The organism is Sphingobacterium sp. UME9 (assembly GCF_014170215.1).
Lineage (GTDB): Bacteria > Bacteroidota > Bacteroidia > Sphingobacteriales > Sphingobacteriaceae > Sphingobacterium > Sphingobacterium paramultivorum.
Genome location: NZ_LZZP01000005.1, coordinates 343,705 through 368,861, shown reverse-complemented (window position 1 = coordinate 368,861; position 25,157 = coordinate 343,705). Strand labels below are relative to the sequence as shown.

The 25,157-nt window shown below is 40.9% G+C and carries 20 protein-coding genes; 12 read left to right on the top strand and 8 right to left on the bottom strand.

Annotation, left to right across the window (positions count from 1 at the left end; genetic code table 11):
• Window positions 1-110: 110 nt before the first annotated feature.
• Complete coding sequence (locus A9970_RS10110; protein WP_182982197.1) at window positions 111-1,439, bottom strand: SGNH/GDSL hydrolase family protein; 1,329 nt, start codon at window positions 1,437-1,439, stop codon at window positions 111-113.
• A gap of 22 nt (window positions 1,440-1,461) precedes the next feature.
• Entirely contained in the window at window positions 1,462-2,688 is a 1,227-nt protein-coding gene (locus tag A9970_RS10105) for an OmpP1/FadL family transporter (protein ID WP_153844305.1), read from the bottom strand.
• Between the two features lie 148 nt (window positions 2,689-2,836).
• Here A9970_RS10105 and tpx point away from each other — a divergent pair, with 148 nt between their 5' ends.
• On the top strand, window positions 2,837-3,337 hold the full coding sequence (gene tpx / locus A9970_RS10100; protein ID WP_120335038.1) for a thiol peroxidase: 501 nt from the start codon (window positions 2,837-2,839) through the stop codon (window positions 3,335-3,337).
• Between the two features lie 70 nt (window positions 3,338-3,407).
• Here tpx and A9970_RS10095 read toward each other — a convergent pair whose 3' ends face one another.
• On the bottom strand, window positions 3,408-4,580 hold the full coding sequence (locus A9970_RS10095) for a PLP-dependent aspartate aminotransferase family protein (RefSeq protein WP_153844304.1): 1,173 nt from the start codon (window positions 4,578-4,580) through the stop codon (window positions 3,408-3,410).
• A gap of 136 nt (window positions 4,581-4,716) precedes the next feature.
• Between A9970_RS10095 and A9970_RS10090 the strand changes: the two genes are divergently transcribed.
• Window positions 4,717-5,391: a hypothetical protein gene (locus A9970_RS10090; RefSeq protein WP_182982196.1), complete on the top strand. Its 675-nt coding sequence runs from the start codon at window positions 4,717-4,719 to the stop codon at window positions 5,389-5,391.
• Between the two features lie 147 nt (window positions 5,392-5,538).
• On the opposite strand, the gene A9970_RS10085 is transcribed toward A9970_RS10090, so the two are convergent.
• The gene (locus A9970_RS10085; protein WP_182982195.1) at window positions 5,539-6,027 is read right to left on the bottom strand and encodes an META domain-containing protein; all 489 of its coding nucleotides are present in this window, start codon (window positions 6,025-6,027) and stop codon (window positions 5,539-5,541) included.
• A gap of 593 nt (window positions 6,028-6,620) precedes the next feature.
• On the opposite strand from A9970_RS10085, the gene A9970_RS10080 reads away from it, so the two are divergent.
• From A9970_RS10080 to A9970_RS10055, 6 genes are all read left to right on the top strand, one after another.
• Window positions 6,621-8,504, top strand: coding sequence for an alpha-L-fucosidase (locus tag A9970_RS10080; protein ID WP_182982194.1), 1,884 nt, complete (start codon window positions 6,621-6,623; stop codon window positions 8,502-8,504).
• Entirely contained in the window at window positions 8,494-10,833 is a 2,340-nt protein-coding gene (locus A9970_RS10075) for a glycosyl hydrolase family 95 catalytic domain-containing protein (protein WP_182982193.1), read from the top strand. The genes A9970_RS10080 and A9970_RS10075 overlap by 11 nt, the downstream gene beginning before the upstream one ends.
• Window positions 10,820-12,022, top strand: a complete 1,203-nt coding sequence (locus A9970_RS10070) for a DUF4369 domain-containing protein (RefSeq protein WP_182982192.1) — start codon at window positions 10,820-10,822, stop codon at window positions 12,020-12,022. The genes A9970_RS10075 and A9970_RS10070 overlap by 14 nt, the downstream gene beginning before the upstream one ends.
• A gap of 65 nt (window positions 12,023-12,087) precedes the next feature.
• Entirely contained in the window at window positions 12,088-12,948 is an 861-nt protein-coding gene (locus tag A9970_RS10065; protein WP_070570223.1) for an AraC family transcriptional regulator, read from the top strand.
• Between the two features lie 215 nt (window positions 12,949-13,163).
• Window positions 13,164-14,882 (top strand): M64 family metallopeptidase, encoded by a 1,719-nt coding sequence (locus A9970_RS10060; protein ID WP_182982191.1) that lies wholly within the window; start codon window positions 13,164-13,166, stop codon window positions 14,880-14,882.
• A 76-nt stretch (window positions 14,883-14,958) separates the two neighbouring features.
• Entirely contained in the window at window positions 14,959-16,398 is a 1,440-nt protein-coding gene (locus A9970_RS10055) for a hypothetical protein (protein WP_182982190.1), read from the top strand.
• A gap of 92 nt (window positions 16,399-16,490) precedes the next feature.
• Here the strand turns inward: A9970_RS10055 and A9970_RS10050 are convergent, their stop codons facing one another.
• From A9970_RS10050 to A9970_RS10035, 4 genes are all read right to left on the bottom strand, one after another.
• Window positions 16,491-17,960, bottom strand: a complete 1,470-nt coding sequence (locus A9970_RS10050; protein ID WP_075994392.1) for a glycine--tRNA ligase — start codon at window positions 17,958-17,960, stop codon at window positions 16,491-16,493.
• A 63-nt stretch (window positions 17,961-18,023) separates the two neighbouring features.
• The gene (gene bcp / locus A9970_RS10045; protein ID WP_075994391.1) at window positions 18,024-18,485 is read right to left on the bottom strand and encodes a thioredoxin-dependent thiol peroxidase; all 462 of its coding nucleotides are present in this window, start codon (window positions 18,483-18,485) and stop codon (window positions 18,024-18,026) included.
• 74 nt (window positions 18,486-18,559) lie between these two features.
• Window positions 18,560-20,284 carry a M23 family metallopeptidase gene (locus A9970_RS10040; protein WP_259655366.1) on the bottom strand — a complete coding sequence of 575 codons (1,725 nt, stop codon included), beginning with the start codon at window positions 20,282-20,284 and terminating at the stop codon, window positions 18,560-18,562.
• A 13-nt stretch (window positions 20,285-20,297) separates the two neighbouring features.
• Complete coding sequence (locus tag A9970_RS10035) at window positions 20,298-20,909, bottom strand: fumarylacetoacetate hydrolase family protein (protein ID WP_182982189.1); 612 nt, start codon at window positions 20,907-20,909, stop codon at window positions 20,298-20,300.
• Window positions 20,910-21,391: 482 nt separating this feature from the next.
• Here A9970_RS10035 and A9970_RS10030 point away from each other — a divergent pair, with 482 nt between their 5' ends.
• From A9970_RS10030 to A9970_RS10015, 4 genes are all read left to right on the top strand, one after another.
• Window positions 21,392-22,027 carry a DUF6266 family protein gene (locus A9970_RS10030; protein ID WP_182982188.1) on the top strand — a complete coding sequence of 212 codons (636 nt, stop codon included), beginning with the start codon at window positions 21,392-21,394 and terminating at the stop codon, window positions 22,025-22,027.
• A 36-nt stretch (window positions 22,028-22,063) separates the two neighbouring features.
• Complete coding sequence (locus tag A9970_RS10025) at window positions 22,064-22,723, top strand: HAD family phosphatase (RefSeq protein ID WP_182982187.1); 660 nt, start codon at window positions 22,064-22,066, stop codon at window positions 22,721-22,723.
• 87 nt (window positions 22,724-22,810) lie between these two features.
• Complete coding sequence (locus A9970_RS10020) at window positions 22,811-23,299, top strand: gluconate 2-dehydrogenase subunit 3 family protein (protein WP_182982186.1); 489 nt, start codon at window positions 22,811-22,813, stop codon at window positions 23,297-23,299.
• Window positions 23,300-23,306: 7 nt separating this feature from the next.
• Window positions 23,307-25,022 carry a GMC oxidoreductase gene (locus A9970_RS10015; protein WP_182982185.1) on the top strand — a complete coding sequence of 572 codons (1,716 nt, stop codon included), beginning with the start codon at window positions 23,307-23,309 and terminating at the stop codon, window positions 25,020-25,022.
• Window positions 25,023-25,157: the final 135 nt, after the last annotated feature.

Below are 25,157 nucleotides of genomic sequence, written 5' to 3'. Positions count from 1 at the left end.
ATCTTCTTTTTCAATCCATAAGAGTTTTTTCTGTTCAATCTATACTAAACAAATATACAAAAAAGGCAGACGATTATTCGTCTGCCTTTTGTCAGTATATTGATCACTGTTTATTTTGAAACAGTATCAGGTAATTTAACACCGCGATATTTTGCTACGTCAACTTGTGGGATCTTCGATCCATATTTTGAATTGATCGCACTGATGAAGATGTTGGCCATTAGGGCATTTCCAATTGGCGTTAGGTGGATACCATCCAAAGAGAAAGCATTTCCGGTAATGTATTTGGCACTCACCGCTAATCCGTTGATACGAACACCATCTTTTACATTGTTCAAGAATTCATGCACATCAGCTAAGGCCAAGCCTTTTGAATTTGCAGCAGCTTTGATGGCGGTATTAAACTCATTGATGCGTTGTACGACAGTTGCCGTTTCGCTTACATCAAGCACGTATTTGTCTTCTACGGGGTTCAAAGGATGCAAGCCATAAGGAATTTGTGCTGCATTAGGTTTTCCCAATAATCCTGTTGAGGAGAATGGTAGAACAAAATAATCTTGATCAGTAGCTGCACGAGGACCTGACTTTGTTGCAATATAGATATTTGTTACCGGTGTCGGCGGATTTGTTGCATTTACGGCTGCCAATAAAGCAGCACGGGTTACCGTCGTAAAATAAGGTGTTGCTGTTACATCAGGAATTGTTGCCAGTACCCCTTTTCTGTCCCCTTGAGTCAATGCCTGTACATAGCCATTGAGAATCGCAGTAAACTGAGCTGTTTCTGTCAACACAGTTGTCGGATCCGGTTGCTTAGTTGTTGGGTTAATGTTCACTACACCACCATTTGTTGCCCAGCCGAGCGCGTCGTTATTTCCAAGCGCAAAACTAAAGAAGGTATGGTTTTGCGTGGTGGAATAGGTGAAATATGTTTTCATCGCATCTGCATCAGGTAATAATCGCTCGAAATACATGTTTCCAGCGGGAGACCCCATACCTGCTACCATAGAAAGGTCCATACGCATACCTGGTACACCAAGGTTGTTGATCGGATCTGTATATTTGGTCAATAATTTTGGTGAAGCTGAGCGGTAGGCTAATTTATCCGTTACCTGTGCCGTCACCGGCTGGCCATTGACAAGTGCTGTAAGCGTAATATAGCCAGAACCATTGGCTTGATCTTCACTGAAAAATGGCGATTTGAACTCACCACCACCCACTTGTTTTAATTGCTCCGCAATTAAATTGGGGTAAGCCACCTTTTGGCCCTCCAAGTAAAGTCCTCCATCGGCATAACCTGCTGTCAATGAGTTTCCGATGGCAACATATTTTGAAAAATTAAGCGATCCAGCCGAAGGCTTATATTCGTCCAAGGACGGTTTGCATGAGGCGATCGCAAAAAGTGCTAACGCCGCAGCTATATAAAGTTTGTTTTTTTTCATCTTAGTCAAATTTGGCTGTTAATTACCATTTATAGCTTACACCGATACCAGGAGCAAAAATATTTGTCGCATAAGTACCCGAAAGATGACTCTCAACGTTGGTTGACTGGCGAGCCACAATGCGTTGGTATGCAAAAGAACCTGTGACGTCAATTTTCGGTGACGGTTTTACGGTAAAACCCCCAGATATCAAGTACCTGGTGTTATCTGGTGTCTCCGGATAGACATAGGCACTCTGTTGCACCGGTGTTGCGATCACACCGCCACCTATACGTAATTGTAGGCAGTCGGAAGCAATATACTCCAATCCTGCTTTGACAGATCCTGCTTTATCATATTTTTTTGGTGAATGCGTATCCTGTAATACAGGCGTATTTTCCTTGTAATCGAAGTCCAGGGACTTATAAATGTCGTAGTTGATGAGTGTGGCATCAATAGCCATCTTCAATTTCTCCGAAATAGGGAAGGCCATTCCCACTGCAAATGTGGATGGCAGCGGTAATTCAGCACTGAATTTGTTGCCCGCAGGGAAGTTGCTTGCGACGGATTCAGGTACGTCAAAATTTGCATCCCCATTTTTAAGTTTGGTGACGACTTTAGAGCGGTAACTTACCGATATTGCAAATTCGTCTTCTAAGTTATAATGAATACCCACGTTATACCCCGTTCCAGTTCCAGTTCCTTTTAGGGTTGCCAATCCGGCGTGACCATCCGGATAGAATACGGGAACAGAATTTTCGAGGTCTACGGTACCAATGTTGTATACAAAACCACCCCCAACACTAAAATTTTCAGTCAGTTTGAAACTTAATGTGGGCTGAATATAGATTGCACGTAGCGAAAGGCTAACCAAACTGAATTTACCAACCCAATCTTTTCCCCAATCGACAGCTCCACCATAAGGTGTGTAGACTCCAATACCGGCTTTCCACCAGGAGTTTTTAGGGCCGAATGCGGCAAATAATGAGAAAGGAGTTGAAATCTGATTTCTAGTATGATAAACAACTGTACTTCCAACCTCTTGAAATGCAGACTTGTACATCACGGCATTACCGGCAACGGAAATAGCATTATGGTCCATTTTTGCTAAGGCACCCGGGCTATAGAAAATGGAAGATTCATCTAAAAAGTAAGCAGAGCCTGCTCCTCCCATTCCCACTGCCTTGGGACTTTGTAGATTCACTTGTGATCCTTGTGCAAACAAGAGTGACGGACTTGCACAAAGTATTGAGAATAGTAGTTTCTTCATACTAGTGTTTATTGTTTGGTTAACATTCCTCTATCAAATACAATGCTAACATAATAAATGTTTGACTAAAATTAATAAATGTTGTGTAATATTTTTTTTGCTCGTACCTTTAAATGCAAGGATACTAAAAATTAAACGATCATATTATATGGCTACAATCACTTTTAAAGGCAATCCAGTAAACACGAAAGGCAGTTTACCACAGGTTGGCGAGCAAGCTCCTGATTTTAAATTAACTGCAGGCGATCTTTCCGATAAGTCTCTAGTAGACTTCAAGGGAAAAAAAATTGTATTAAATATTTTTCCTAGTGTAGATACCGGAACTTGTGCCGCTTCCGTACGTGCATTTAATAAAGAAGCATCGCAGTTGGATAATACTGTAGTGTTATGTATATCGAAAGATCTACCTTTTGCACAAGGTCGTTTTTGTGCAGCAGAAGGTCTAAATAATGTAGTGACATTATCAGAGTATAAAGATTCAAACTTTTCAGATGCTTATCAATTGGCTATTGCGGACGGACCTTTGGCGGGTTTGTTGAGCCGTGTTGTCATTACATTAGATGAAACTGGAAAAGTGTTGTATGAAGAGCAAGTTGCAGAAATTGCTGACGAGCCAAACTATGCCGCAGCGATCGCATCGTTGAATTAAGAAGGATGTGAATGAATAAAAAAGCCTTTGCACAAGCAAAGGCTTTTTTATTTAATATGTCTTCTTGTTGTTATTTTGTTTTCTCCAGAGCCTGCAAGATGTCGTTGATGATATCTTGTTGATCTTCCAAACCCACCGACAGACGGATGCTGCCTGGTCTGATACCTAAGTTCAGGCGTTCATCTTCCGATAACTTTGAGTGTGTGGTGGAGGCTGGATGCGTTGCGATTGATCTTGAATCTCCTAAATTAGAGGTATATAAAATCATTTCCAAATGATCTACAAAGGCTTTTGCTCGCTCAAAACCACCTTTGACAACAAAGGTTACAATACCGCCACCAGCTTTCATCTGTTTCTTGGCCAGCTCATATTGTGGATGGCTTGGTAAAAATGGATATTTTACATCCTCAATTTCCGCATGATTTTCCAATGCCTCGGCCAAAGCCAATGCGTTAGAACAATGGCGGTCCATACGGATGCCCAACGTGTCTAAACTTTTTGATATGATCCAGGCATTGAATGGGGATAGCGCCGGGCCTGTATGCCGGATGAAGAACATCAATTTGTCGATTAGCTCTTGTTTTCCGACAACAATTCCACCTAAGACACGCCCTTGCCCATCCATATATTTGGTCGCCGAATGGATAACCAGGTCAAATCCATATTGAATCGGTTTCTGAAGATAAGGTGTGGCAAAGCAGTTGTCGATCGACAGAATGATATGAGGATATTTCTCCTTGAATTTACCCAACCATTCCAAATCAACCAATTCCAGACCAGGGTTGGATGGCGATTCTAAAAAGATGATTTTCGTATTCGGCTGGATTGCTTTTTCCCATTCTTCAGGATTAGCTGCGTCTACGTAAGTTGTGGTAACACCCCAACGTGGGAATAGTTCCGTAAATAACTGATGTGTGGAGCCGAATATTGCGCGTGAAGAAACGATATGGTCTCCACTTTCGATAATTCCTGCAAAGGAAGCAAATACTGCTGCCATACCTGATGCAAAAGACAATCCTGCTTCTGCACCTTCAAGAATACAAACTTTGTTGATGAATTCTGAAGTATTTGGATTGGCATAGCGGGAATAAATCATTGCATCCTCTTCGCCAGCAAAGACCGCCCGACCTTGTTCAGCGCTGTCGAAGATAAAACTTGATGTAAGGTATAAAGGAGTCGAATGTTCGCGAAGTGCTGAACGATCGACCTGTTCACGTATGATTTTAGATTGATCTTGTTTCATGATGTGTAAAGGTACGAGATGAAAATTTTATATTTGTATAATTAGCAATGAAATAACCCATTTTATGAAAAAAATATGGCTTTTGCCTTGTACTATATTCCTAGTGCTTTGCTTTTCCTGTTCAAAGGAAGGAGAAATGGACTTAGGGAACAAACCGAAAAAAATTGCGATTTTTTATTTAAACTCTTATATAGAGAGAGAGCTAATATCTGCATTGAGCGAGATGAAACTGACCTATAAAGGGAATAAACTTACACGCATTACCGGTGATGTGATGCCATTACCTTTGGCAACAGGTTACAAGCCTTATTTTACCGATGAAATTTATTGGGATGTTAACTTAAGTGGCAATCGAGCAATATTGAAAAAAAAGAGTACCAATGCAATGATGGCTTTTACTGAAACGCATGAATTATTGTATCGGAATAAGTTGATTGTTGAAAGAACAATCGTTCAAAAAGATGTCTCCACTAATTTCTATAGCTATGAATATGAGGGGAACCGGTTGAAAAAAGAATATCGATATGTTGACGGTAAATTATATACCGACAAGACGTTTTATTTTAATCAAAAACAAAATTTGGACAGTATTGTATCTGAATTTTCCTATGTTACCTCCAAGACAGTAGAAATATTTAGTAATTATGATACACAAGAAAATAAGGTAAGAGGACTTACAGTACTTGAAGATCTTATGCCGAGGGCACTGTCCAAAAATAATTATTTAAAAAAAACTACTGTAACGATCTTTGAAAATGGCCAACGAACTCCGCCAAGTGAGAAAAAATGGGACGTGAGCCTCTTCAATTAATGAAACATAATACGATTAAACTTTATGCTTTGGGATGAATCAATGGTTGTGAATGTTATCCGAAGCATAACCTGGTGGATAACCTCGACTCCTAAATAAAAAAAGGCCAGTAAATTTTACTAGCCTTTTTTATATCATTAAACTAACTTATTTTTTTACGAATTGCATCACCACGATATCTCCAGAAATAAATGTCAATTCATTATCCCGTACATCAAAGTTTGTCGTAGACTTTAAACCATTCATAAATTCGTTGTAAGCTGCGTTCTCACAATGCATCATGGTTGAAACCAATTTATCTCCGATTTTGATCGAATTGCCTTTTTCGCTTTCGTAGGTTCCACCAATACCATTACAACCGTTGTTACCATCTACTTTGTGGTCTTTTGTGTTGAAAGTTAATGTTGGAATTTTGTCCTTAAATAAATCCTTAAGTTGTTTTCCTGCAGTCTCTGGTGTGGTCAGGGATTTAAGTTCCCAGGTGCCTTCCAAAGACGAATTGTCCACTGTGCTTGGTTTTTGAACCGTAGTCGCAGTGTCGCCGCTACCTGTTGCCTCAGCTTTTTTTCCAGTTGTGTTACATGCGATTGTTGAAAACGCCAATGCAACCGCTAAAATCATTAAATTTCCTCTCATAATCATTTTTAATAATATAAAACTTTCATTATTTCTTCAGCATCAAAAACCATGAAAACAACCTGAAGGTTCTTTTTGGTCAATAAAGACAGACACTTTCAGAAAAAACATTCCTTTTTCTGCCCTATACTTATAATTATCATGCCAATCTCAAGTATAGCCCAATGGAGCATCTAGTCGAATGCTGTTAACTACTTTATCCTCTATTAATAACGGATGGATGATTTTTGTTTGAACGACAAGCGAAAGAATCAGATTTTTGGGGAAATTAGGGTGAAAAAAGAACAGTTTTGTGTTGATATAGCATATCAATCGAGGTACAGCATGTTTTTCTTTGGTGTTGAAGATAAAAAATCGCTTATGCCGGTATACGAAAAGTTAAATAATTGGCTGTAAATAGTACCATTGATAAATTGGAATTCTTGTTTTAATCAATCGATTGATTAAAACAAAGAATACGATTTGACCTAGGGATAAATCCTATTGGAGCTGAGCATCGGTCGGTTTTGTACGCAAATGTTACATACAGCATTTTGCAAAACTTCTTATCTTAGGGCTTTACAACCTAATTTTCTAGCACATAAATATAGACTATGTTGACAATCTTGTTATCCTCCATTTTACTTTCCAGCGGGCCTGTAGCCAAATCAGATACTTTAAAAGCTTACGGGGCTCTGCCAACCGAGCGTCAATTAAAGTGGCAAGAGATGGAAACGTATTGTTTGATTCATTATACGCCGACAACTTTCCAAAATAAGGAGTGGGGTTATGGTGACGCACAGCCCTCGTTGTTTAATCCTTCGGCTTTTGACGCAAATCAAATTGCTAAGGCAGCTGCAGCAGGTGGTTTCAGGGGCTTAATTAGTGTGGCGAAGCACCATGATGGATTCTGTTTGTGGCCAACCAAGACAACATCCTATAGTATCGCTTCTTCACCATGGGAAAATGGAAAAGGTGATATGGTCAAAGATTTTATGCAAGCGACCCATCAAAATGGGATGAAATTTGGTGTATATCTTTCTGCTTGGGATCGTCACGACGAACGTTACGGTACTCCGGCCTATGCTGAAGCCTACAGACAGCAGCTGACTGAATTGATGAGCAATTATGGTCCATTGTTTACGTCTTGGCATGACGGAGCAAATGGAGGTGATGGCTTTTATGGTGGCCATGAAGGGAAGCGTATTATTGATCGAACAACTTACTATCAGTGGCATGAAAAAACCTGGCCTATCGTACGTAAATTACAGCCTGAAGCCGTTATTTTCTCAGATATCGGTCCGGATATGCGTTGGGTGGGTAATGAAAAAGGATTTGCTGCTGAAACATCATGGGCAACATTTACGCCGATTGGCTTAAATGGAAAAGTCGCTGTACCTGGAGCAACAGAATCACATAATGCCGAAACAGGCGACCGTAATGGTAAATATTGGATACCTGCTGAATGCGACGTGCCACAACGTCCGGGATGGTTTTATCATGAAGAACAAGATAGTCGTGTAAAAACACCAAATCAGCTTTTTGAGATCTATTTAAAATCAGTTGGAAGAGGAGCATGCATGAATCTTGGCTTAGCACCGATGCCTTCTGGTACATTACATGAGAATGATGTGAAGTCGTTGCAGGCTTTTGGAAAAAAAGTGAAGGAAACTTTCCGTACAAATCTGGCTAAGGGAGCAACCATCACGGCATCCAATGTCCGTAATGGTGATTCAAAATCCTATGGGACTTCATTTATTACCGATAATGATCGCTATAGCTATTGGGCAACAGACGATTCCAAAACATCGGCAACATTGGAAATAAAATTAAAATCCCCAGCGAAGTTCGATCTTATTCAGTTGAGAGAGAATATTAAGTTGGGACAACGTATCGATAGTGTTTCGATTGAACGTTGGGAAAATAACAGCTGGAAGCCTTTGGCCAAAGCAACAAGTATCGGCGCAAACCGACTCATCAAACTCGAGCAACCTCAAACTGCAAGTAAATTACGTCTTCATGTTTATGCTCCTGTAGCGATTACGCTCAGTGATTTTGGATTGTTCAAGGAGTATAACGAGCCCTTTGCATTTAATACCAAAGAGGTGAAAAAGCTGACCGGATTTAAGATTTCGACAGGTAGATCTAATAATAATGCTTATATATCTGACGGAAAACCAAGTACTTTTGCGACTGTTGCCGATCAAGGTGTAATCGTTGTCGCTACAGACAAACCTGTTTCTGGTATCGGCTTCCTTCCTCGTCAGGATGGAAAGAACATAGGGACACCAACACATTATAAAATCTCAACCAGTACCGACGGGAAAACATGGACCCTTGTTAAAGAGGGCGAGTTTTCCAATATTAAGGCAAATCCAATTTTGCAACAGGTGTTTTTTGATACGAACAGCGCAACCAAGTTTATCAAATTTGAACCAAAACAATTTATCGACGGCAATGAATTAGCCATAGCGGAACTTGAATTGTATGGCAAATAAATTCTTAATGTTTATCGTGGTATGTATTTGTCATACCACGACTCTTTTTGCTCAGCAAAATCCACTCGTACTTTGGTATAATAAGCCCGCGAAGGTTTGGGAAGAAACTCTGCCATTGGGAAATGGACTTATCGGCATGATGCCAGATGGAAACCCTAGTCAGGAAAAGATCGTACTCAACGAGATCAGTATGTGGTCGGGCAGTCCAGAAGATCCCAATAATTATGAAGCCTACAAAAATGTTGAAGCTATTCAGGCACTGCTTAAAGCAGGTAAAAATGATGAAGCCGAAAAACTGGTCAATGAAACTTTTGTGACCAAAGGCAAGGGGTCCGGTTTTGGTAATGGTGCAAAGGTTCCCTATGGCTGTTATCAGCTATTCGGCGACCTTTTGCTGGATTATAAATTGCCCGCTGGAACGATCCAAGATTACAAGCGTTCCTTGGACTTAGCGACGGCCTCGGCACAAACTTCATTCAAGATCAACGGCCAACAGGTCCAACGCCGTTATTATACTTCTTTTGACAATAATGTAGGTGTTATCCAATTGAGTCAACATAAAGATGAGGTACAGCAGTTAGGCATATCATTTCAGCGCCAGGAAAATATTGACCGTTATACCTTGTTGGACGATGGGATTCTGATCGAGGGATCTTTGCCTGATGGAAAGGGAGGTAAAAATCTGAAATTCGTTGGATTAATTCAGGTTAAAGGTAAAAATCTGCAGATCAGTAAAAAGGATAAAACCTTAGAGCTGTCTGCAAAAGGCGGTCTCACGGTCTATTTCTCAGCAAGTACTTCCTATTATGGGAAGGATCCTTTACCTGTTGTCAAAGCGGCTGTTGCAGCAGCAAAAACTGCTGACGAACAGAAAATATATAAAAACCATCTTGCTGCCTATCAAAAAATCTTTAATCGGGTAAATCTTAATTTGTTTGGAAATACGGCGAATAACGCTATTCCGACTAATGAACGGATTGCCAATTTCTATAAAAATCCAGTTCAGGACCCTGATCTGGCCACGATTTATTATCAGTATGGAAGGTATTTGAATATTTCAAGTGCTGCTCCTAAAAATACAAATTCTCTGCCGCCAAATCTGCAGGGACTATGGGCTAATCAGATCAATACACCTTGGAATGGTGACTATCATCTCAATATCAATGCACAGATGAATCATTGGGGCGTGGAGGTCAATAACCTGAGCGAATATCATAAGCCTTTTATTGAAATGATAAAGCGGATTGCAAAAACTGGCGAGCAGACAGCAAAGGCTTACTATAACGCACCGGGTTGGGTGGTCTATATGATGACGAATATCTGGGGGTATTCCGCTCCGGGTGAGCAGGCTTCCTGGGGAGCGAGTACGGCATCAGGCTGGTTATGTAACCATCTCTGGGAACATTATCTGTTTACCGGGGACAAAAATTACCTCAAAGAGATTTATCCGATACTCAAAGGAGCGGCAGAGTTCTACGATCATACATTGGTTCAGGACCCTAAAACAGGATGGTGGGTCACTTCACCGTCTGTGTCGCCGGAAAATGCTTTCCGAATGGCCAATGGAAAAGTTGCTGCGGTTGTAATGGGACCTACCATTGATAACCAGATCGTACGGGAATTATACCAGGCAGTGATTCAAGCTGATTCTATCCTTGCGACGAACGATAGTTTTGCCGGCGCCTTGAAAGCGAAGCTGAAGGATATCCCTCCGCCGGTAGTCGTTAGCCCATCGGGGCGCGTGATGGAATGGCTCGAGGACTATCAGGAAGTTGAACCTAAACATCGACATGTATCACATTTATATGGTCTGTATCCCGCGGCATTTATCTCGCCACAGACAACACCTGAATGGGCTGACGCAGCACGTAAGACTTTAGCTGTACGTGGCGACGAAGGAACTGGCTGGTCTAGAGCTTGGAAAATATTGTTTTGGGCGAGATTACAGGATGGTGATCATGCACTCGAAATTCTAAGGCAGTTGCTTAAGCCCGCTTTTACCAATGAAACAACCTATCAGGGAGTCGGGGCAGGTACCTACCCTAATTTGTTCTGTGCGCATCCGCCTTTTCAGATAGACGGAAACTTCGGCGGCGCAGCCGGGATTGCCGAGATGTTGATACAGAGTCACAACGGTTATATCCATCTATTACCTGCTCTACCCAAAGCCTGGTCAAAGGGTGAAGTTAAGGGACTTAAAACCCGTGGAAACTATACCGTAGACATCAAATGGGAAAATGGAAAGGTTTCCGCCTTGCAGATTAAAGGTAAAAAAGGAAAGCTTCGTCTATTTGAAAACGGAAACTATAAAGATTATGAAGTTCGTTAAATATTTTTGCTTGATTTCTGTGCTGGCCTTGGGGACGACAGCCTGTACACAAAAGTCCGAATCGGCGAAGACAGCCGCCTTGTTGAATAGCTTTAGCTATAAGATAACTGGAAAAACCACTGCCGCGGACGGGACTCAGGTGAGCCTCGTCGATCACGATAATAAACTGCAGCAATTTGTAAAAACGCCGGTTGCCAATGGGCAATTTGTTTTGGAAGGCGAACTAGCCATGGCCGGATTTTATGATATTCAGATAAAGGGTTTGGAGGCCTATACATTATTTGTCGAAGGCGGGAGTGACTATGATTTGAGTGAAAATCAGGGCAAGTTTACCTTGACAACCTCTTCGCAGAATGCCAAGGATTTCATACAGTTCAATGCGAACTACAAACAGCGTGAGGAGGAGGAAAAAAATAGAACGGCAAATAAAAGCCAACGGGTAAGGCAGTTGGAGAGCCAGTTGCCTTCGATGGCTGCAAGAAATGATGGTTCCTATGAAAAAGCAGTGGATGAAATACAGCGCTTAAGCGGCAATGCCGCATTTAATCCACGCATACTATACGCCGATTTTATTCTCGATAGTACCCACCGTTCATCCTTAGTATTGCCTTATTTTTTTAAATACATCTCCTTGGATCAGACGAATTATAAAAAATTCGATGCGGCATTGCTGAGTTTTAATACGGATTTGCAGAAGCATCCTTATTTTAAATTTGCCCGCGAAAAGGTCGATAGGGTGAAAGACTTCTATGAAAATATGCCTGTATTTCCTGCTATTAGCCCGATGAATGTAGAGCGGGATAGTTTGAATTTAAAGGATATTTCAAAAGCTAAAATGCTGATAGCCGCGTTTTGGAGAACTTCCAATACAAATAGCAAGGCAGATATAGTGATGTTACGGAAAAAAGAATCTCAGTTGAACGCTATGGGGGTAAGGGTTATCTATTTTTCGCTGGATAAGGATTTGGATAAATGGATCAAATCAAGTAAAGAGCTCGCCCTAGGCAAGCAGAGCTATTTTTTGAATTATAACGACCAAGCAACGATGGAAAATGATTTTGGTATAGATCGTACGCCAAGTTATCTATGGATAAATCCGCAGACCTTCCAAATTTTATCCTTGAGTGGTGAGGATCCAGCAATGCCTCAGTTTTTAGGGAAGGTAAAGGAATTTCTTGCTAAAAATTAACGATTATTGTCTTAAAAAATCTTACATTTGAATTAACTGTTTAATATTTGTTATTTCAATACGTAATGAAAGTCGTTCAATTTACAGTTCCGGTTGTTTACCAAGGATCTATTTGTGTGCAGGAAGACATTCTGCCTTCATTCTATAGCAACTATCACCGACACAAGGAAATCCAGCTGACCTATATTCTGAAAGGGCGGGGAACCTTTATGATTGGCAACTTTACACATAGTTTTGAAGAGGACGAGATCTATATCGTTGATGCGGATGAACCGCATATGTTCAAAACGGGGGAAGATATAAGGGATGGCATTCATGCCATCCATATTTTTTTCGACTACGAGCATTTTAAACCCTTTCTGGATTTTCCTGAATTCGATGATGTCAAGTATTTCCTGGAACACATCAACGTCAGTAAAAAATTGGATGCGGAGCACTCTGTCGCGTTGAAAGAAAAATTTGTACAGATTAACGTGAGTGCGGGCATAGATCGTCTTCTCTCGTTTGTGAAGCTGATTAATTTTTTAAGTAAAAAAGTAGATCAATGGACTTCGCTGTATACAGGTATTCCACAAAAGAAGTTCTCAGATGCCGAAGGATTGCGAATCAATGAAATATTCCAATATACTTTCCAGCATTTTGGAGACAAAATTTCCTTGGAAGATATAGCTGCGGTAGCACACATGACGCCACACGCATTTTGCAAGTATTTTAAGAAACATACCCGGAAAACCTATGTTACCTTCCTCAATGAAATCCGGATTGAACGCGCCTGTAAAATGTTGATTGACGAATCTTCGGAAAGTGTTTCTAATATCGCTTTTAAAACAGGGTTTAACAATGTTGTCAATTTCAATCGGGTGTTCAAGAAAATAACCAAACTTTCGCCGAGTGAATATGTACAGGAACATCGTATGCGCGACTAGGCTGTTTGGCGGATGTTACTATGCCGTTTAATGGAATAGTCTATGGAGATTTCCGAGCTATGGCAGGATCCTCATCCCGTTGATTTTTGGTAGGCTCCCCTCCGCGGAAATCGGAAGAATGGTTTTGTTGACAATATCGGAGAAAGACTCGTCAATAAAATTTAAAAATAGCAGGTGCTAAAATGGTATTTTTGAGTTCTAACGATAACCATTCGATGAATAAAAATCTATTTATTGCACTCATAGTTTTATGTATATCTGCGCTGCAGCTCCGGGCCCAATCTTCTCTTTTTAAGATTGATACATTGCAATACCAAGGAACGGATAAGCATATTGTCAATCTGGTCATTTTGGGGGACGGTTACACCAAAGCACAGCTGGATGATTACGCTGCCGATGCCAAGCAGTTTACCAACTATTTTTTCGCGATCGAACCCTTCAAGCAATACAGCAGTTTTTTTAATGTGTTTGCTATTCGTACGATCTCCGAGGAATCTGGTGCAGTGCACGACTGCAAAGCGGGTGACTGTGTACATGGTGAAACCGATCTGAGTAAATATCCCCCACGTTACAATAAGTTTACACGAGATCATGCTGTTCCGATTGCTCATCCGAACACGATTTTTGGAAGCAGCTTTGACAATGGTGGTTTACATCGTTTGGTTGTACCGCAGAAAAATGATCGTATTGAAGAGGTATTGAAAATGCATACCCCAAATTATACACAGGTCGTTGTGCTGGTCAATTCCCCATTTTATGGTGGTTCAGGAGGAAAATGGGCAACTTCTACTGTTAATTTTAAGAGCAATGACATCGCGGTGCACGAAATTGGACATTCCTTTGCCCAGCTTGCGGATGAGTATTGGGCTGGGAATCAATATGCTATTGAGTCTGCAAACCGCTCACAATCGGCAGATGCAAAGCAGGTCCCCTGGAAATACTGGCTTGGAAAAGACGGAGTTGGTATTTATTCTTATGGTGGTAAAGGTTCGCCCTCTAACTGGTTTAGACCACATGAATATTGTAAAATGCAATACCTGGTAGCTCCATTTTGTCCCGTTTGTCAAGAGCAATTTGTTGCTTCCATCAAGAAAAAGTCAAGTCCATTTATTCAGGTAAAACCTGCCCTCGATAAGCCGATTACCTTAGATAGTGTTCAAAAGTTTTCGCTACGTCTGGCAAAACCTTCCCCGAATACCTTTAAAATGTCCTGGTTGTTGAATGATCAAACAATTGCGACCGACATTGATTCGATTTACCTCGATCCGGGAATGCTAAGCGTTGGAGCGAATACGTTGAAGGTGATGATTCAGGATACGACAAATCTATTACGGAATCCATCCTATGTCAACCATCGAGACTCGGTTGTGTGGACATTTAATCAGGTAAAATTGATTGATTTAGCGAAGCCATCGATCACATGGGGCGATACATTGGAAACCTGTTATGGTGGTGCTCAGGTGCTTACAGTGAAGCATCCTATTGCAGGACTTGAATATCGCTGGTATGATGCCGCCACAGGGTTTTGGGAAGAGACGGGCAATAATATTTTTTTGCAAAATATTGTGGAATCAAAAGTATACCTCGTCCGTGGTATTTGGGATGACCGGGTTTCCGAGAAAACAAAAGTTTACATCAACACATTGGACAAAATTGATAAGCCAAAGAATATTCAGGTTAAAATCGACAAGAAGAAAAACACATTACAGTTGACGGTAAAAGATAAAGTCGATGCGCGTTATAACTATATCTGGTTGAATGAAGAAGGTAATCCGATTTATGAATGGGACGAATTTAATGGCGAGTATGTACGTCCAACAGGGGTGAATAATGTGCTCAAAATGAAATTAACAACCTCTTCTGGAAAGATATACGTTCAAAAAATAGATAAAGAGACCACTTGCAAAAGCGAGAAAACGATTGTAACTTTTTAGTTATACTATTGGAGTGAAATGATTTATAAGTTAATTTTAATCTGCCGGTTAATTAACTTATAAATCATTTATATTTATGAAAAGAAAATCCAAGTCAACTTGGGGAATTCTTTCATGCGTATTCATCCTGGTTTTAGCCGCAATGCCTTCGTGCAAAAAGCATGCAAAACTTCCCGATGAAAACGATGAAACAATTCATGCGGTAAAATTCAAAGTCAAGGATTTTGAAGCGATTGTTACTCCTCTAAAAAAACAATCAACCACGGCAAAACGAGCTGCGCTGAGCGGAGCTGCTTCCGAAAACGAATTGCTGTACCACTGGACGTTTGATAATAGCAACACTGTTCCAGAAGTTGCACTCGATGCCGCTGTTTTGATCGATTACAACAATGCAAAGACAGACTATGATTTTTTGGGCGGTTGGCCCGCAACGGGAAAAGCCATAAGTTTTAAGGGCGGGAAAGAGATCCTAATTAAAATCCCTACCAAAGGTATTCAATCCTTAGGCAGCTGGACGTTTGATGGCAATAGTTCGAGTACAGGACCAAGAGCGCTCATGTTGAGCTATTCCCTGGATATGGGAAATAGTTTTTCAGTGCTCTCGGACACAATCAGGTATCCCCCGAATGTGCAACTTTCAGCTAAAATTCCAATAAGTACATCGTTGGCAAATATTTCGCTTGGCAGCAGCAAAGAGCTTTGGTTGAAAATCTCATTATTTGCCGGGAGCAGAGACGGTGGAGTGGGCTACAGTCCAACGACGGGTACCTTTAAGATGGATAACTTGATGATTTATGGGCAAGTAAAGCCGCAGGCTTTACCAAGCAAATTTTACTACCATGTGTTCGATGCAAAATCGAAGGCCATGATCAAATCGGGCGTACTTAATTCGCAGGAAACTTTCGATGTTGAATTGCCAAATGGAACCTATTACCTGAGTCTGATTGCTAAAAATTCAACATTGCCGCTGATTATGGCGGAGGCTGTGGATTTTGAACACTTTTATGCTACGAATGCTTTTTCTGAACAATCTGCGGAGTTGTTTGCAGGTCGGGATACCTTTGAGGTTAAGGGGGCGCTAGAGCGGGTACTGAAGTTAAACCGGATCTACAGTGAGGTCAAGTTGACCTTTACAGACAGCGAAGATCTGAGCGCAATTGATAGTATTCAGGTGGAGCAACTTCATCCTGTATTTCATTATTATCCTTTTATGACGCGAAGTAGTGATCAGTTCGATAAAAGTGTGTTGACGGTTGTCCCACATTTTACGGTAGCTGATCAAAGTTTTTCGTTCAACCAATTTATGGGCTATTATCTCGATAACAAGGCTATTCGGTATCAGTTTCGAGTTTTCAAAGACGGCCAATTACTGCGTACATTTGAACTGGGAAGCGAAATCCGAAATAATGTTCAAATACAGTTTAAGGGCAAATTGCTGGAGACTGCCAATGGGAATTTGGGTTTTCAGATCGTGAAGAATGAACATTGGGACGATCATATTGTGATAGAATACTAGCACAGTTATTGTACTTAGCATCTAGCCGCCCTACATCTATTAAAACAAAAAGGTGTCCAGCAATGGACACCTTTTCTGTGATAGCGGATTGGCTATATCAATTTTTTTAGCAAGGTATTCCAACCAGCCAAGTCATTCAATATTTTTTCAAGATCGGCAATGGCAACACGTTCCTGTGCCATCGTATCGCGGTGACGGATGGTTACGGTGTTGTCTTCCAGAGAATCGTAATCGACTGTAATACAGATTGGTGTTCCGATTGCGTCTTGACGACGGTAACGTTTTCCAATGGCATCTTTTTCGTCATATTGAACGTTGTAATCCAATTTTAACGTATTTAGGATCTCACGTGCTTTTTCTGGTAAACCATCTTTTTTGGTCAATGGTAAAATTGCAGCTTTTACCGGTGCCAATGCTGGTGGAAATTTCAATACAACACGAGAATCTTGTTTTTCTGCTGTAGAAAGATCTTCCGTTACCAGAGAGTTACATAATACAGTTAAGAAAAGGCGATCCAATCCAATTGAAGTTTCAATTACATATGGAATGTAGTTTTGATTGATTTCAGGATCAAAATATTGCATTTTCTTTTTAGAAAATTCCTGATGTTGTTTCAAGTCAAAATCTGTACGCGAGTGGATACCTTCAACTTCTTTGAATCCGAATGGGAAGTTGAATTCAATATCAACTGCAGCATTTGCGTAATGCGCTAATTTGTCGTGATCGTGGTAACGGTAGTTTGATGGATCGAAGCCCAATGCCAAGTGCCATTTCAAGCGTGTCTCTTTCCATTTGTTGTACCATTCCAATTCAGTACCCGGGCGGCAGAAAAATTGCATTTCCATTTGCTCGAATTCACGCATACGCATGATAAACTGACGTGCAATTACTTCGTTACGGAAAGCTTTACCAATTTGTGCAATACCAAAAGGAATTTTCATACGTCCTGTCTTTTGAACGTTCAGGAAGTTGACGAAAATACCTTGTGCAGTTTCAGGGCGAAGATAAACTTGATCTGCTCCATCTGCCATAGCACCCATCTGAGTTGCAAACATCAAATTAAATTGACGTACTTCAGTCCAATTTTTGGTGCCTGAAACCGGACATACGATATTATGTTCTTCAATGATGGTTTTTAGTCCAGCTAAATCGTCTGCATTCAATGCGGTATTCAAAGCGTCTAATAATGCAGCAGCTTCTGCTGTCTTGCCATCTGCCTCATAACGTGCAATCTTATCTTCGATCAATTGATCAGCACGGTAACGTTTTTTTGAATCCTTATTGTCGATCATCGGGTCGTTAAAGCCATCAACGTGACCAGAGGCTTTCCATGTCGTAGGGTGCATGAAAATTGCGGCATCAATACCAACAATGTTTTCGTGCAATTGCACCATGGATTTCCACCAATAAGTCTTTAGGTTGTTTTTTAATTCCGAACCTAATTGACCGTAATCGTAGACGGCACTTAATCCGTCATATATTTCGCTCGATTGAAATACAAAACCGTATTCCTTCGCGTGTGATACTACACTTTTGAAAAAGTCGTCTGTCTGTTTGCTCATAAGTGGCAAATATAGATATTAGTTTTAGATTTTAGATATAAGATTCTTGATAAGAGGTATTCTTTAAATGCCTAAATCACGGATCTGCTGGGACGCATTTTTGTTATCTACTTTTTTGATGATATGCTGGATAATGCCATCTGCATCAATCACAAAAGTGGTGCGTGCTGTGCCCATATACTTTTTACCATACATGTTCTTTTCTACCCATACACCATAAGCCTCTACAAGGCTCTTGTCTTCATCTACAAGCAGCTGAAAAGGAAGCTCATGTTTGCTGATGAATTTTTGGTGCGATGCCTCGCCGTCCACACTTACGCCTATGATTTCAAAACCATCTTTTTTCAAAGACTGATAATTGTCTCTGAAATTGCAGGCCTCCGTGGTGCAGCCTGGGGTATTGTCTTTTGGATAAAAATATAAAATAACTTTTTTCCCTTTAAAATCTGAAAGATGGACTGTTTCACCATTTTGATTTTTTGCACTGAAATCCGGTGCTTTCTGTCCTATTTCTAGTGTTGCCATATTACATTGTATTTAGTCGATTAAGATACGATTAATCTCTTGAACCCCCTGATTTATTGCCAAAAATTAGGGGTCTACCTCATAAAAGAAGCTTCGTATGTCTTTAAATTCCCTTTATTGTCTTTCACTTCGAGTTTAAACTCATGTCGGCCACTGCTTAAGTCGGGTTCGAAGTCGTGCCAGATATGTCTCGTTTTAGGATCATATTTCATCAAGGCCCATTTTCCATCAATATAAGCGCCAAAAGTATCTATTCCAGAGAGATTGTCGCTGATTGTAAAGTCAATGGATTGCTGTCCACTCACATTCTTTCCGTCGGTCAGGTTACGTGCGACAATATTCGGTGCAATGGTGTCAACAGCAACATAAAAACCGCCAAACTCGCGTACATTGGCCACAACCCAACCGTTCTCATATTTACCTCCCTGTGCTCCGCCGTCGGAAGAAACAATCAAAGCTTTGTCATAAAGATTTTCAGACAAGCTGTAGTCTGGTTTGATCATGAGTTTGTAGTATCCGAATACCGGTGTATAAGCGTTGTGGATATAGTGCATTGCCGAGTAGCCTTTTGCAGGTTTTGCTCCCTGCGAATAATTGAAGTAAAGGTCGTCATACAATATATTTTTGCTCATATAAACCCGAGCATTCTCCGCTTCATATTTATTCTCGTCAGCATAGTGGAACATTTTGAGGCCTGTAGCACCTGTACGGCTGATGGAAAGTGAAGGGTTATTCTGCACCTTAAAATTCAATTCGCTCGTATTCCCTTGAACATCCTTGACAACATATTTTACCTCATGGACCTCATTGTCTTTCAATTCGATTTTTCCCAGGTTGTCCAGGTGTTTATAGATGTTGATCGGATTGTTTGGATCTTTAAAACTTTTTTGAACGCGTACACCGGATTTTTTTAAGTAGGGGTAGTCGACGTAAGACTGGATCGCACGGGTCTGATCAAAAGGGATTGATTCAAACAGCACCGTACTGATGTTTTTGTTGTCCAAAAAAAGTTCGATCGAGTAGACGCCATACGTAAATGAGATACCACTGCGTTTATCAACCGTGTTAATGCCTAGCCCAAAGGTGCCATTCACAGAGATGGGGGCGTTTGTTGCTAAACTATAATTGCCGCTACCAACGGATTTGATCGTTTGATGTCTGCGGGGCGTATTTTCATCAAACAGTTCGGAGCCTAAATCATAGACCGTCATGCCGCGGATGATCGGTTTTACACCATCCGGAAAGAGCAGTCCGAACAATTGTGGATTGAGTGGTAGCTGCGCTTTTGTATCACGGATTTCAAAATGAAGATGCGGACCTGCAGAGCCACCTGTATTGCCCGAATTTGCAATAAACTCGCCTTTTTTCACCGGGACCTGATTTGGTTTGAGGAATACATCGACATCAAAACGTTTCTGCTTGTACTGCTCATCTTTGATGATTTTAGCAAGATCCGAATTGAAACTTTCTAGGTGCATGTATACCGATGTGTAACCATTGGGGTGATCAATATAAACATAATTACCACCACCACCTATCTGTACCCTGACGCGGGATACAAAACCTTCCGCCGCTGCATGCACAGGAATATTGATGCGTTGTTGTGTCCGATAATCGTCCCCGCCATGGAAATGCGTTGCGCGCAATTCGCCGAACGATCCTGAAGCCTGCGGCGGAATGTCCATGGGCCGTACAAAATAATTTTGTGGATAATTGCGGCTTTTGATAATATCTTGTCCCTGGCTCAAACCTGTCATACAAGTGAGGATGGCCAGTAATGCTATTCTTTTTTTTGTCATAAGATGTCCCAACTTATTTAATTCTACAGCTAAACATCTTCTGTTCGCCGATGAAACCTTCCAATAAATCGCCGATGGCAACGGAACCGACACCAACAGGTGTACCTGTGTAAATGAGATCCCCTTTGCGGAGGGTAATAAACTTGGAGGTATACACAATCAGATCCTCGTAGGAGAAAATCATGTCCTTGGTGTTTCCCTGCTGAACTATTTGCCCATTTTGCTGCAGGGAGAAATCAATCGAGTTCACATCTGCAAGCTCTTCTTTAGGAATCAAGTTGCTGATCACTGCAGAATGGTCAAATGCTTTTGCCAATTCCCAGGGAAGGCTTTTTGCTTTTAGTTCCTGCTGTACATCCCTTGCGGTGAAGTCAATCCCCAGACCGACTGCATCGAAGTATGTTGATGCAAATTTTGGTGTCACATGTTTTCCTTCTTTACAGACCCGGAGGACAACTTCGGTTTCGAACTGAATATTTTTGGAGAATTCCGGGTAATAGAAATCTTTGTTATCCTTTAATACCGCAGTATCAGGTTTTAAAAATATAATGGGATTCTCGGGGACTGGATTATTGAGCTCTTTCGCGTGGTCGATGTAATTGCGACCGATTGCAATTATTTTCATTATATAAATTTTTAAGGCAATGAAGCTTTCAGATTTCTTGCGAACTCATGAGCTCGGTTTTCATCGCGTGTACGTTTGAGGCGGTATTAGAAAGTACTATATGCTAGTTGTGAATTACCTACACTTGGCCGGAATGCGCTATGCTAACGAACGTAATGGCTATCTTCTAAAAGCTGGTCGTGCATTCATACTCGGTATACATTAGTTTTCGTTTACCACAACAAACTTAATAAATGTCCAAAGCTTATCCAAAAATGAAGGAAAACAACTGCTTTTGTACATACTATCAAAGCAACTATTTACATAGGGTTTAGTTAGGGTTAGCTTAGGGTTTAGTTAGGGTTTGTTTAGGTATAACCTAAATAAACCCTAACTTAAACCTAGCTAAATTCTAATTTATTGCTAAATTAAGTCAAACATTGATAACTATTATTTGTTAGGGTGTAAAATAGATCCCGCAATTACAATAAAAAGGTTTAAAAATGGCAATATTAGAAGATGGTCCAAATGGTGGTTTTCGAGGCAAAGTAGGTTCAGTATATGGCTACAATCTCAATGGAAAATGTGTTATCCGGGGGGCGAGGAAGAAAAGTACGAAACCACCAACTGCCGCGCAATTGGCGCATCGTCAGAAAATAAAATTGGTAAGTGAGTTTTGTGGCTGGATAAAGCCTATTGTCAACTTTGGGTATCAATTTGAAGAAACTAAAAACTCCGGACGAGGGAAATTTCAACTTGCACAGCAGCATATTTTCAAAAATGCGCTTGATGTGGATGTCGAAAATAAACCAGTTATTAATATGGAAAAAGTGCAGGTATTTGTCGGGGATCTCGTCTCACCCGAAGGTGTTCAGGCTCGTTGGGAAGACGGTCTGTTGAAATTATCGTGGATACCGAACCCGAAATACAGGGATAGCATGTTTAAATTAAATGTGGCCTTAGTTAGTTTAGATCGGGAGGGCGACCTCAAAATGGCCATCGCGGATGCGGCGCAGGGGGAATGTACGGTTGACGTCGCGGCATTTAAAAAGGATAAATTTGATTATCATGTCTACATCGGTTTTTGGGATACCTATCATGGTGCATTCTCAAATTCTACCTATTGTGGTGTCATTTAATAGGATTTTTCCACCTACTTGTGTATCTTTAACACTATGAATAAAATACAGGCGGTATTGTTCGATCTGGACGGTACGTTAATTGATTCGGAATATTTCTATTTCAAAAACTGGGCACCTATATTAAAACAAGAATTTAACCTTCAGATCAACTATGAAGATTGGATTCGCGATTTTGCTGGACATACTTTAGCACATAATGTCAAGCGTCTTACCGAGGACTATGGCTACGACGTGACGGAAGAACATATGTGGAAGCGTACACGTGCGGCCTATGCCGATTCTAACATGAGCGATATTGAATTGATGCCTGGAGCACGAGAAATTTTAGCTTTTTTGAAAGCAGAAGATATCCGTATTGGGCTTGTGACCTCGAGTTATAGAAGCACAGTCGATACTGTTTTGGGCAAGCATGAGCTTTTGGATTATTTTGAGTTTTTTGTCACGCGTGAGTGTGTGGAGTTGCCAAAACCCAATCCGGAACCCTATCGTTTGGCATTAACAAATCTGGGTCTACCAACTGACCGCTGTGTGGCTATTGAGGATACATCAACCGGAAGTACATCTGCGTTGGGAGCAGGGACGCAGTTGATTGCAGTTACGAAACAGGAGGTAGAACGTGCTAGACTAACAGCTGTTGATAACATTGTGGAAAACTTATCTGAGGCAAAAGCCCTGTTGGCGCAATGGATTTGAGGGTTGTAAAATAATTTAATCGTTTTAGCATTTGTATTTTTATTCGGATATATGTAATATTACCGAATTGTAAAGGGAACTCTGATTATGAACCGTAGAACCGCAATAAAGCAATTTTTCATTATAGCTGGAGGACTGACAATTTTGTCGTCCTGTCTGAATGATGGAGGTGCATCAATTGTATTAAATAAGCTGAAGATTTCGGCGGAGGATGAGCAATTTTTGGGCGATCTGGCTAATATCCTGATTCCGAAATCGGATACACCGGGAGGAAAGGATCTGAACTTACATCTTTTCGTCATCAAAATGGTGGATGACTGTGAGTCGCCAGAAAATCAGGCTAAATTTGTCGCTGGTTTCAACAAATTGAGAAAACAGTTGAATTTAAAAAATAGCAAAGAGACTGAGACCACTTTGGCGGGGTTAAAAGACCAAACCGACGAGAAGGCTTTTTTTGAGACCTTCAAATCGCGTGCAATTCAGGGGTATATGAACTCAGAATACGTGATGAAGAATAAGGTGATCTATAAACTTATTCCGGGTCCGTACAATGGTGCGGTAAAAGTTAAGGCATAAATAGCAGATGGCAAATCTAAATATTGACAGTGAAAAAAATAGAACCTACGATGCGATCGTGATCGGTTCGGGAATTAGTGGCGGTTGGTCCGCAAAAGAGTTGTGCGAGAAAGGCTTGAAAACATTGGTTTTGGAACGCGGACGTGATGTACAACATATTAAGGATTACCCAACCACCAATATGATGCCTTGGGAGTTTGAACATCGGAATGAAATGCCTTTCAAAGTAAAAGAAGAAAATCCGATTGTCAGCAAATGTTATGCATTCCATGAAGATGCGGCTCATTTTTTTGTAAAAGACAAGGAACACCCTTATATTCAAGAGAAACCTTTTGATTGGATCAGAGGCTATCAAGTTGGTGGCAAGTCGTTATTATGGGCGAGACAGACGCAACGTTGGTCTGACTTTGATTTCGAAGGGCCAGCGAGAGATGGTTTTGCCGTAGATTGGCCGATACGTTATGCTGATTTAGCACCTTGGTACGCTTATGTCGAAAAATTTGCCGGTATTGCCGGTAATCACGATGGACTTCCTGAATTGCCAGACGGCGAGTTTTTGCCAGGGTACCCATTAAATATTGTCGAGAAGTATTTTAAAGAAAGCGTCCAAAAGAAATTTCCGGAACGCAAAGTTATTTCAGCACGTTGTGCACACTTATCTAAACCAAATCAGATTCACATCGAACAAGGACGTGTACAGTGTCAGAATCGCGTACTTTGTCAGCGAGGATGTCCTTTTGGTGGATATTTCAGTTCCAATGCAACGACAATCCCTTGGGCCGCCAAGACCGGGAATATGACCTTACGCCCATTTTCGGTTGTTCATTCGATTCTCTATGATGAACAAAAAGGAAAAGCAGTCGGTGTACGTGTTATAGATACCAATACAAAAGAGGAAATTGATTTTTATGCCAAACTGATTTTTGTCAATGCGGCTGCAATCAATACTAATTTGATCTTATTGAATTCTAAATCGAACCGTTTTCCAAATGGTTTGGGTAATGATAGTGGTGTGCTCGGAAAATATGTTGCCTTTCACAACTATAGTGCACGCATTTATGCAGAGTATGAAGGGATGTTGGATTTCACGGCCGAAGGGCGGAATCCCGCAGGTGGAGGGTATATTCCACGTTTCAGAAACTTGCACAAACAGGAAACAGACTTTTTAAGGGGCTATGCCGCCGGTTTCGGAGCTTCACGTAGTAAAGAGTCAGATCGTTCAGGTTTAGGGCTAGATCTGAAGAACAATTTGTTGAATCCTAAATTAGGTGTTTGGCAGGTTGGATCTCACATGATGGGTGAAACGATACCAAAAGAATCAGGAATGGTTTCATTGGATAGCAATAAGAAAGATGACTGGGGTATTCCTTTGTTAAAAATTGCTGTCGATTATGATGAGAATGATGAAAAAATGAAAAAGGATTACATTGCTGTCATGACGGAGATGTTTACGGATGCTGGCTTCACAAACATTCGCCCGGATACACACTGGCAGGCTCCAGGTTTGGATATCCATGAAATGGGCGGTGCACGTATGGGGCACGATCCGAAAACTTCGGTACTGAATAAATGGAATCAGATGCATGCTGTGAAAAACGTTTTTGTCACAGATGGTGCAAGTATGACCTCAACATCAACACAAAATCCTTCATTGACCTATATGGCATTTTCGGCACGATCTGTCGATTATGCGATCAGCGAGATGAAGAAAGGAAATATTTAGTTTATTGGGGAAAGGTTTTGAAAATAAATCTTTCCCCAGTAAAATTAAAGTGCTATCTTTCCAACTTAATAGCACGTTAAAACCAAGAAATAATAACCAAAAGGGAAAACAATAACGAATAAACAATTAAAGAAC

Bases quoted from the DNA above. Each gene is read 5' to 3' on its own strand.
- A9970_RS10110 (WP_182982197.1), bottom strand. From the start codon at position 1,439: ATGAAAAAAAACAAACTTTATATAGCTGCGGCGTTAGCACTTTTTGCG.
- A9970_RS10105 (WP_153844305.1), bottom strand. From the start codon at position 2,688: ATGAAGAAACTACTATTCTCAATACTTTGTGCAAGTCCGTCACTCTTG.
- tpx (WP_120335038.1), top strand. From the start codon at position 2,837: ATGGCTACAATCACTTTTAAAGGCAATCCAGTAAACACGAAAGGCAGT.
- A9970_RS10095 (WP_153844304.1), bottom strand. From the start codon at position 4,580: ATGAAACAAGATCAATCTAAAATCATACGTGAACAGGTCGATCGTTCA.
- A9970_RS10090 (WP_182982196.1), top strand. From the start codon at position 4,717: ATGGACTTAGGGAACAAACCGAAAAAAATTGCGATTTTTTATTTAAAC.
- A9970_RS10085 (WP_182982195.1), bottom strand. From the start codon at position 6,027: ATGAGAGGAAATTTAATGATTTTAGCGGTTGCATTGGCGTTTTCAACA.
- A9970_RS10080 (WP_182982194.1), top strand. From the start codon at position 6,621: ATGTTGACAATCTTGTTATCCTCCATTTTACTTTCCAGCGGGCCTGTA.
- A9970_RS10075 (WP_182982193.1), top strand. From the start codon at position 8,494: ATGGCAAATAAATTCTTAATGTTTATCGTGGTATGTATTTGTCATACC.
- A9970_RS10070 (WP_182982192.1), top strand. From the start codon at position 10,820: ATGAAGTTCGTTAAATATTTTTGCTTGATTTCTGTGCTGGCCTTGGGG.
- A9970_RS10065 (WP_070570223.1), top strand. From the start codon at position 12,088: ATGAAAGTCGTTCAATTTACAGTTCCGGTTGTTTACCAAGGATCTATT.
- A9970_RS10060 (WP_182982191.1), top strand. From the start codon at position 13,164: ATGAATAAAAATCTATTTATTGCACTCATAGTTTTATGTATATCTGCG.
- A9970_RS10055 (WP_182982190.1), top strand. From the start codon at position 14,959: ATGAAAAGAAAATCCAAGTCAACTTGGGGAATTCTTTCATGCGTATTC.
- A9970_RS10050 (WP_075994392.1), bottom strand. From the start codon at position 17,960: ATGAGCAAACAGACAGACGACTTTTTCAAAAGTGTAGTATCACACGCG.
- bcp (WP_075994391.1), bottom strand. From the start codon at position 18,485: ATGGCAACACTAGAAATAGGACAGAAAGCACCGGATTTCAGTGCAAAA.
- A9970_RS10040 (WP_259655366.1), bottom strand. From the start codon at position 20,284: ATGACAAAAAAAAGAATAGCATTACTGGCCATCCTCACTTGTATGACA.
- A9970_RS10035 (WP_182982189.1), bottom strand. From the start codon at position 20,909: ATGAAAATAATTGCAATCGGTCGCAATTACATCGACCACGCGAAAGAG.
- A9970_RS10030 (WP_182982188.1), top strand. From the start codon at position 21,392: ATGGCAATATTAGAAGATGGTCCAAATGGTGGTTTTCGAGGCAAAGTA.
- A9970_RS10025 (WP_182982187.1), top strand. From the start codon at position 22,064: ATGAATAAAATACAGGCGGTATTGTTCGATCTGGACGGTACGTTAATT.
- A9970_RS10020 (WP_182982186.1), top strand. From the start codon at position 22,811: ATGAACCGTAGAACCGCAATAAAGCAATTTTTCATTATAGCTGGAGGA.
- A9970_RS10015 (WP_182982185.1), top strand. From the start codon at position 23,307: ATGGCAAATCTAAATATTGACAGTGAAAAAAATAGAACCTACGATGCG.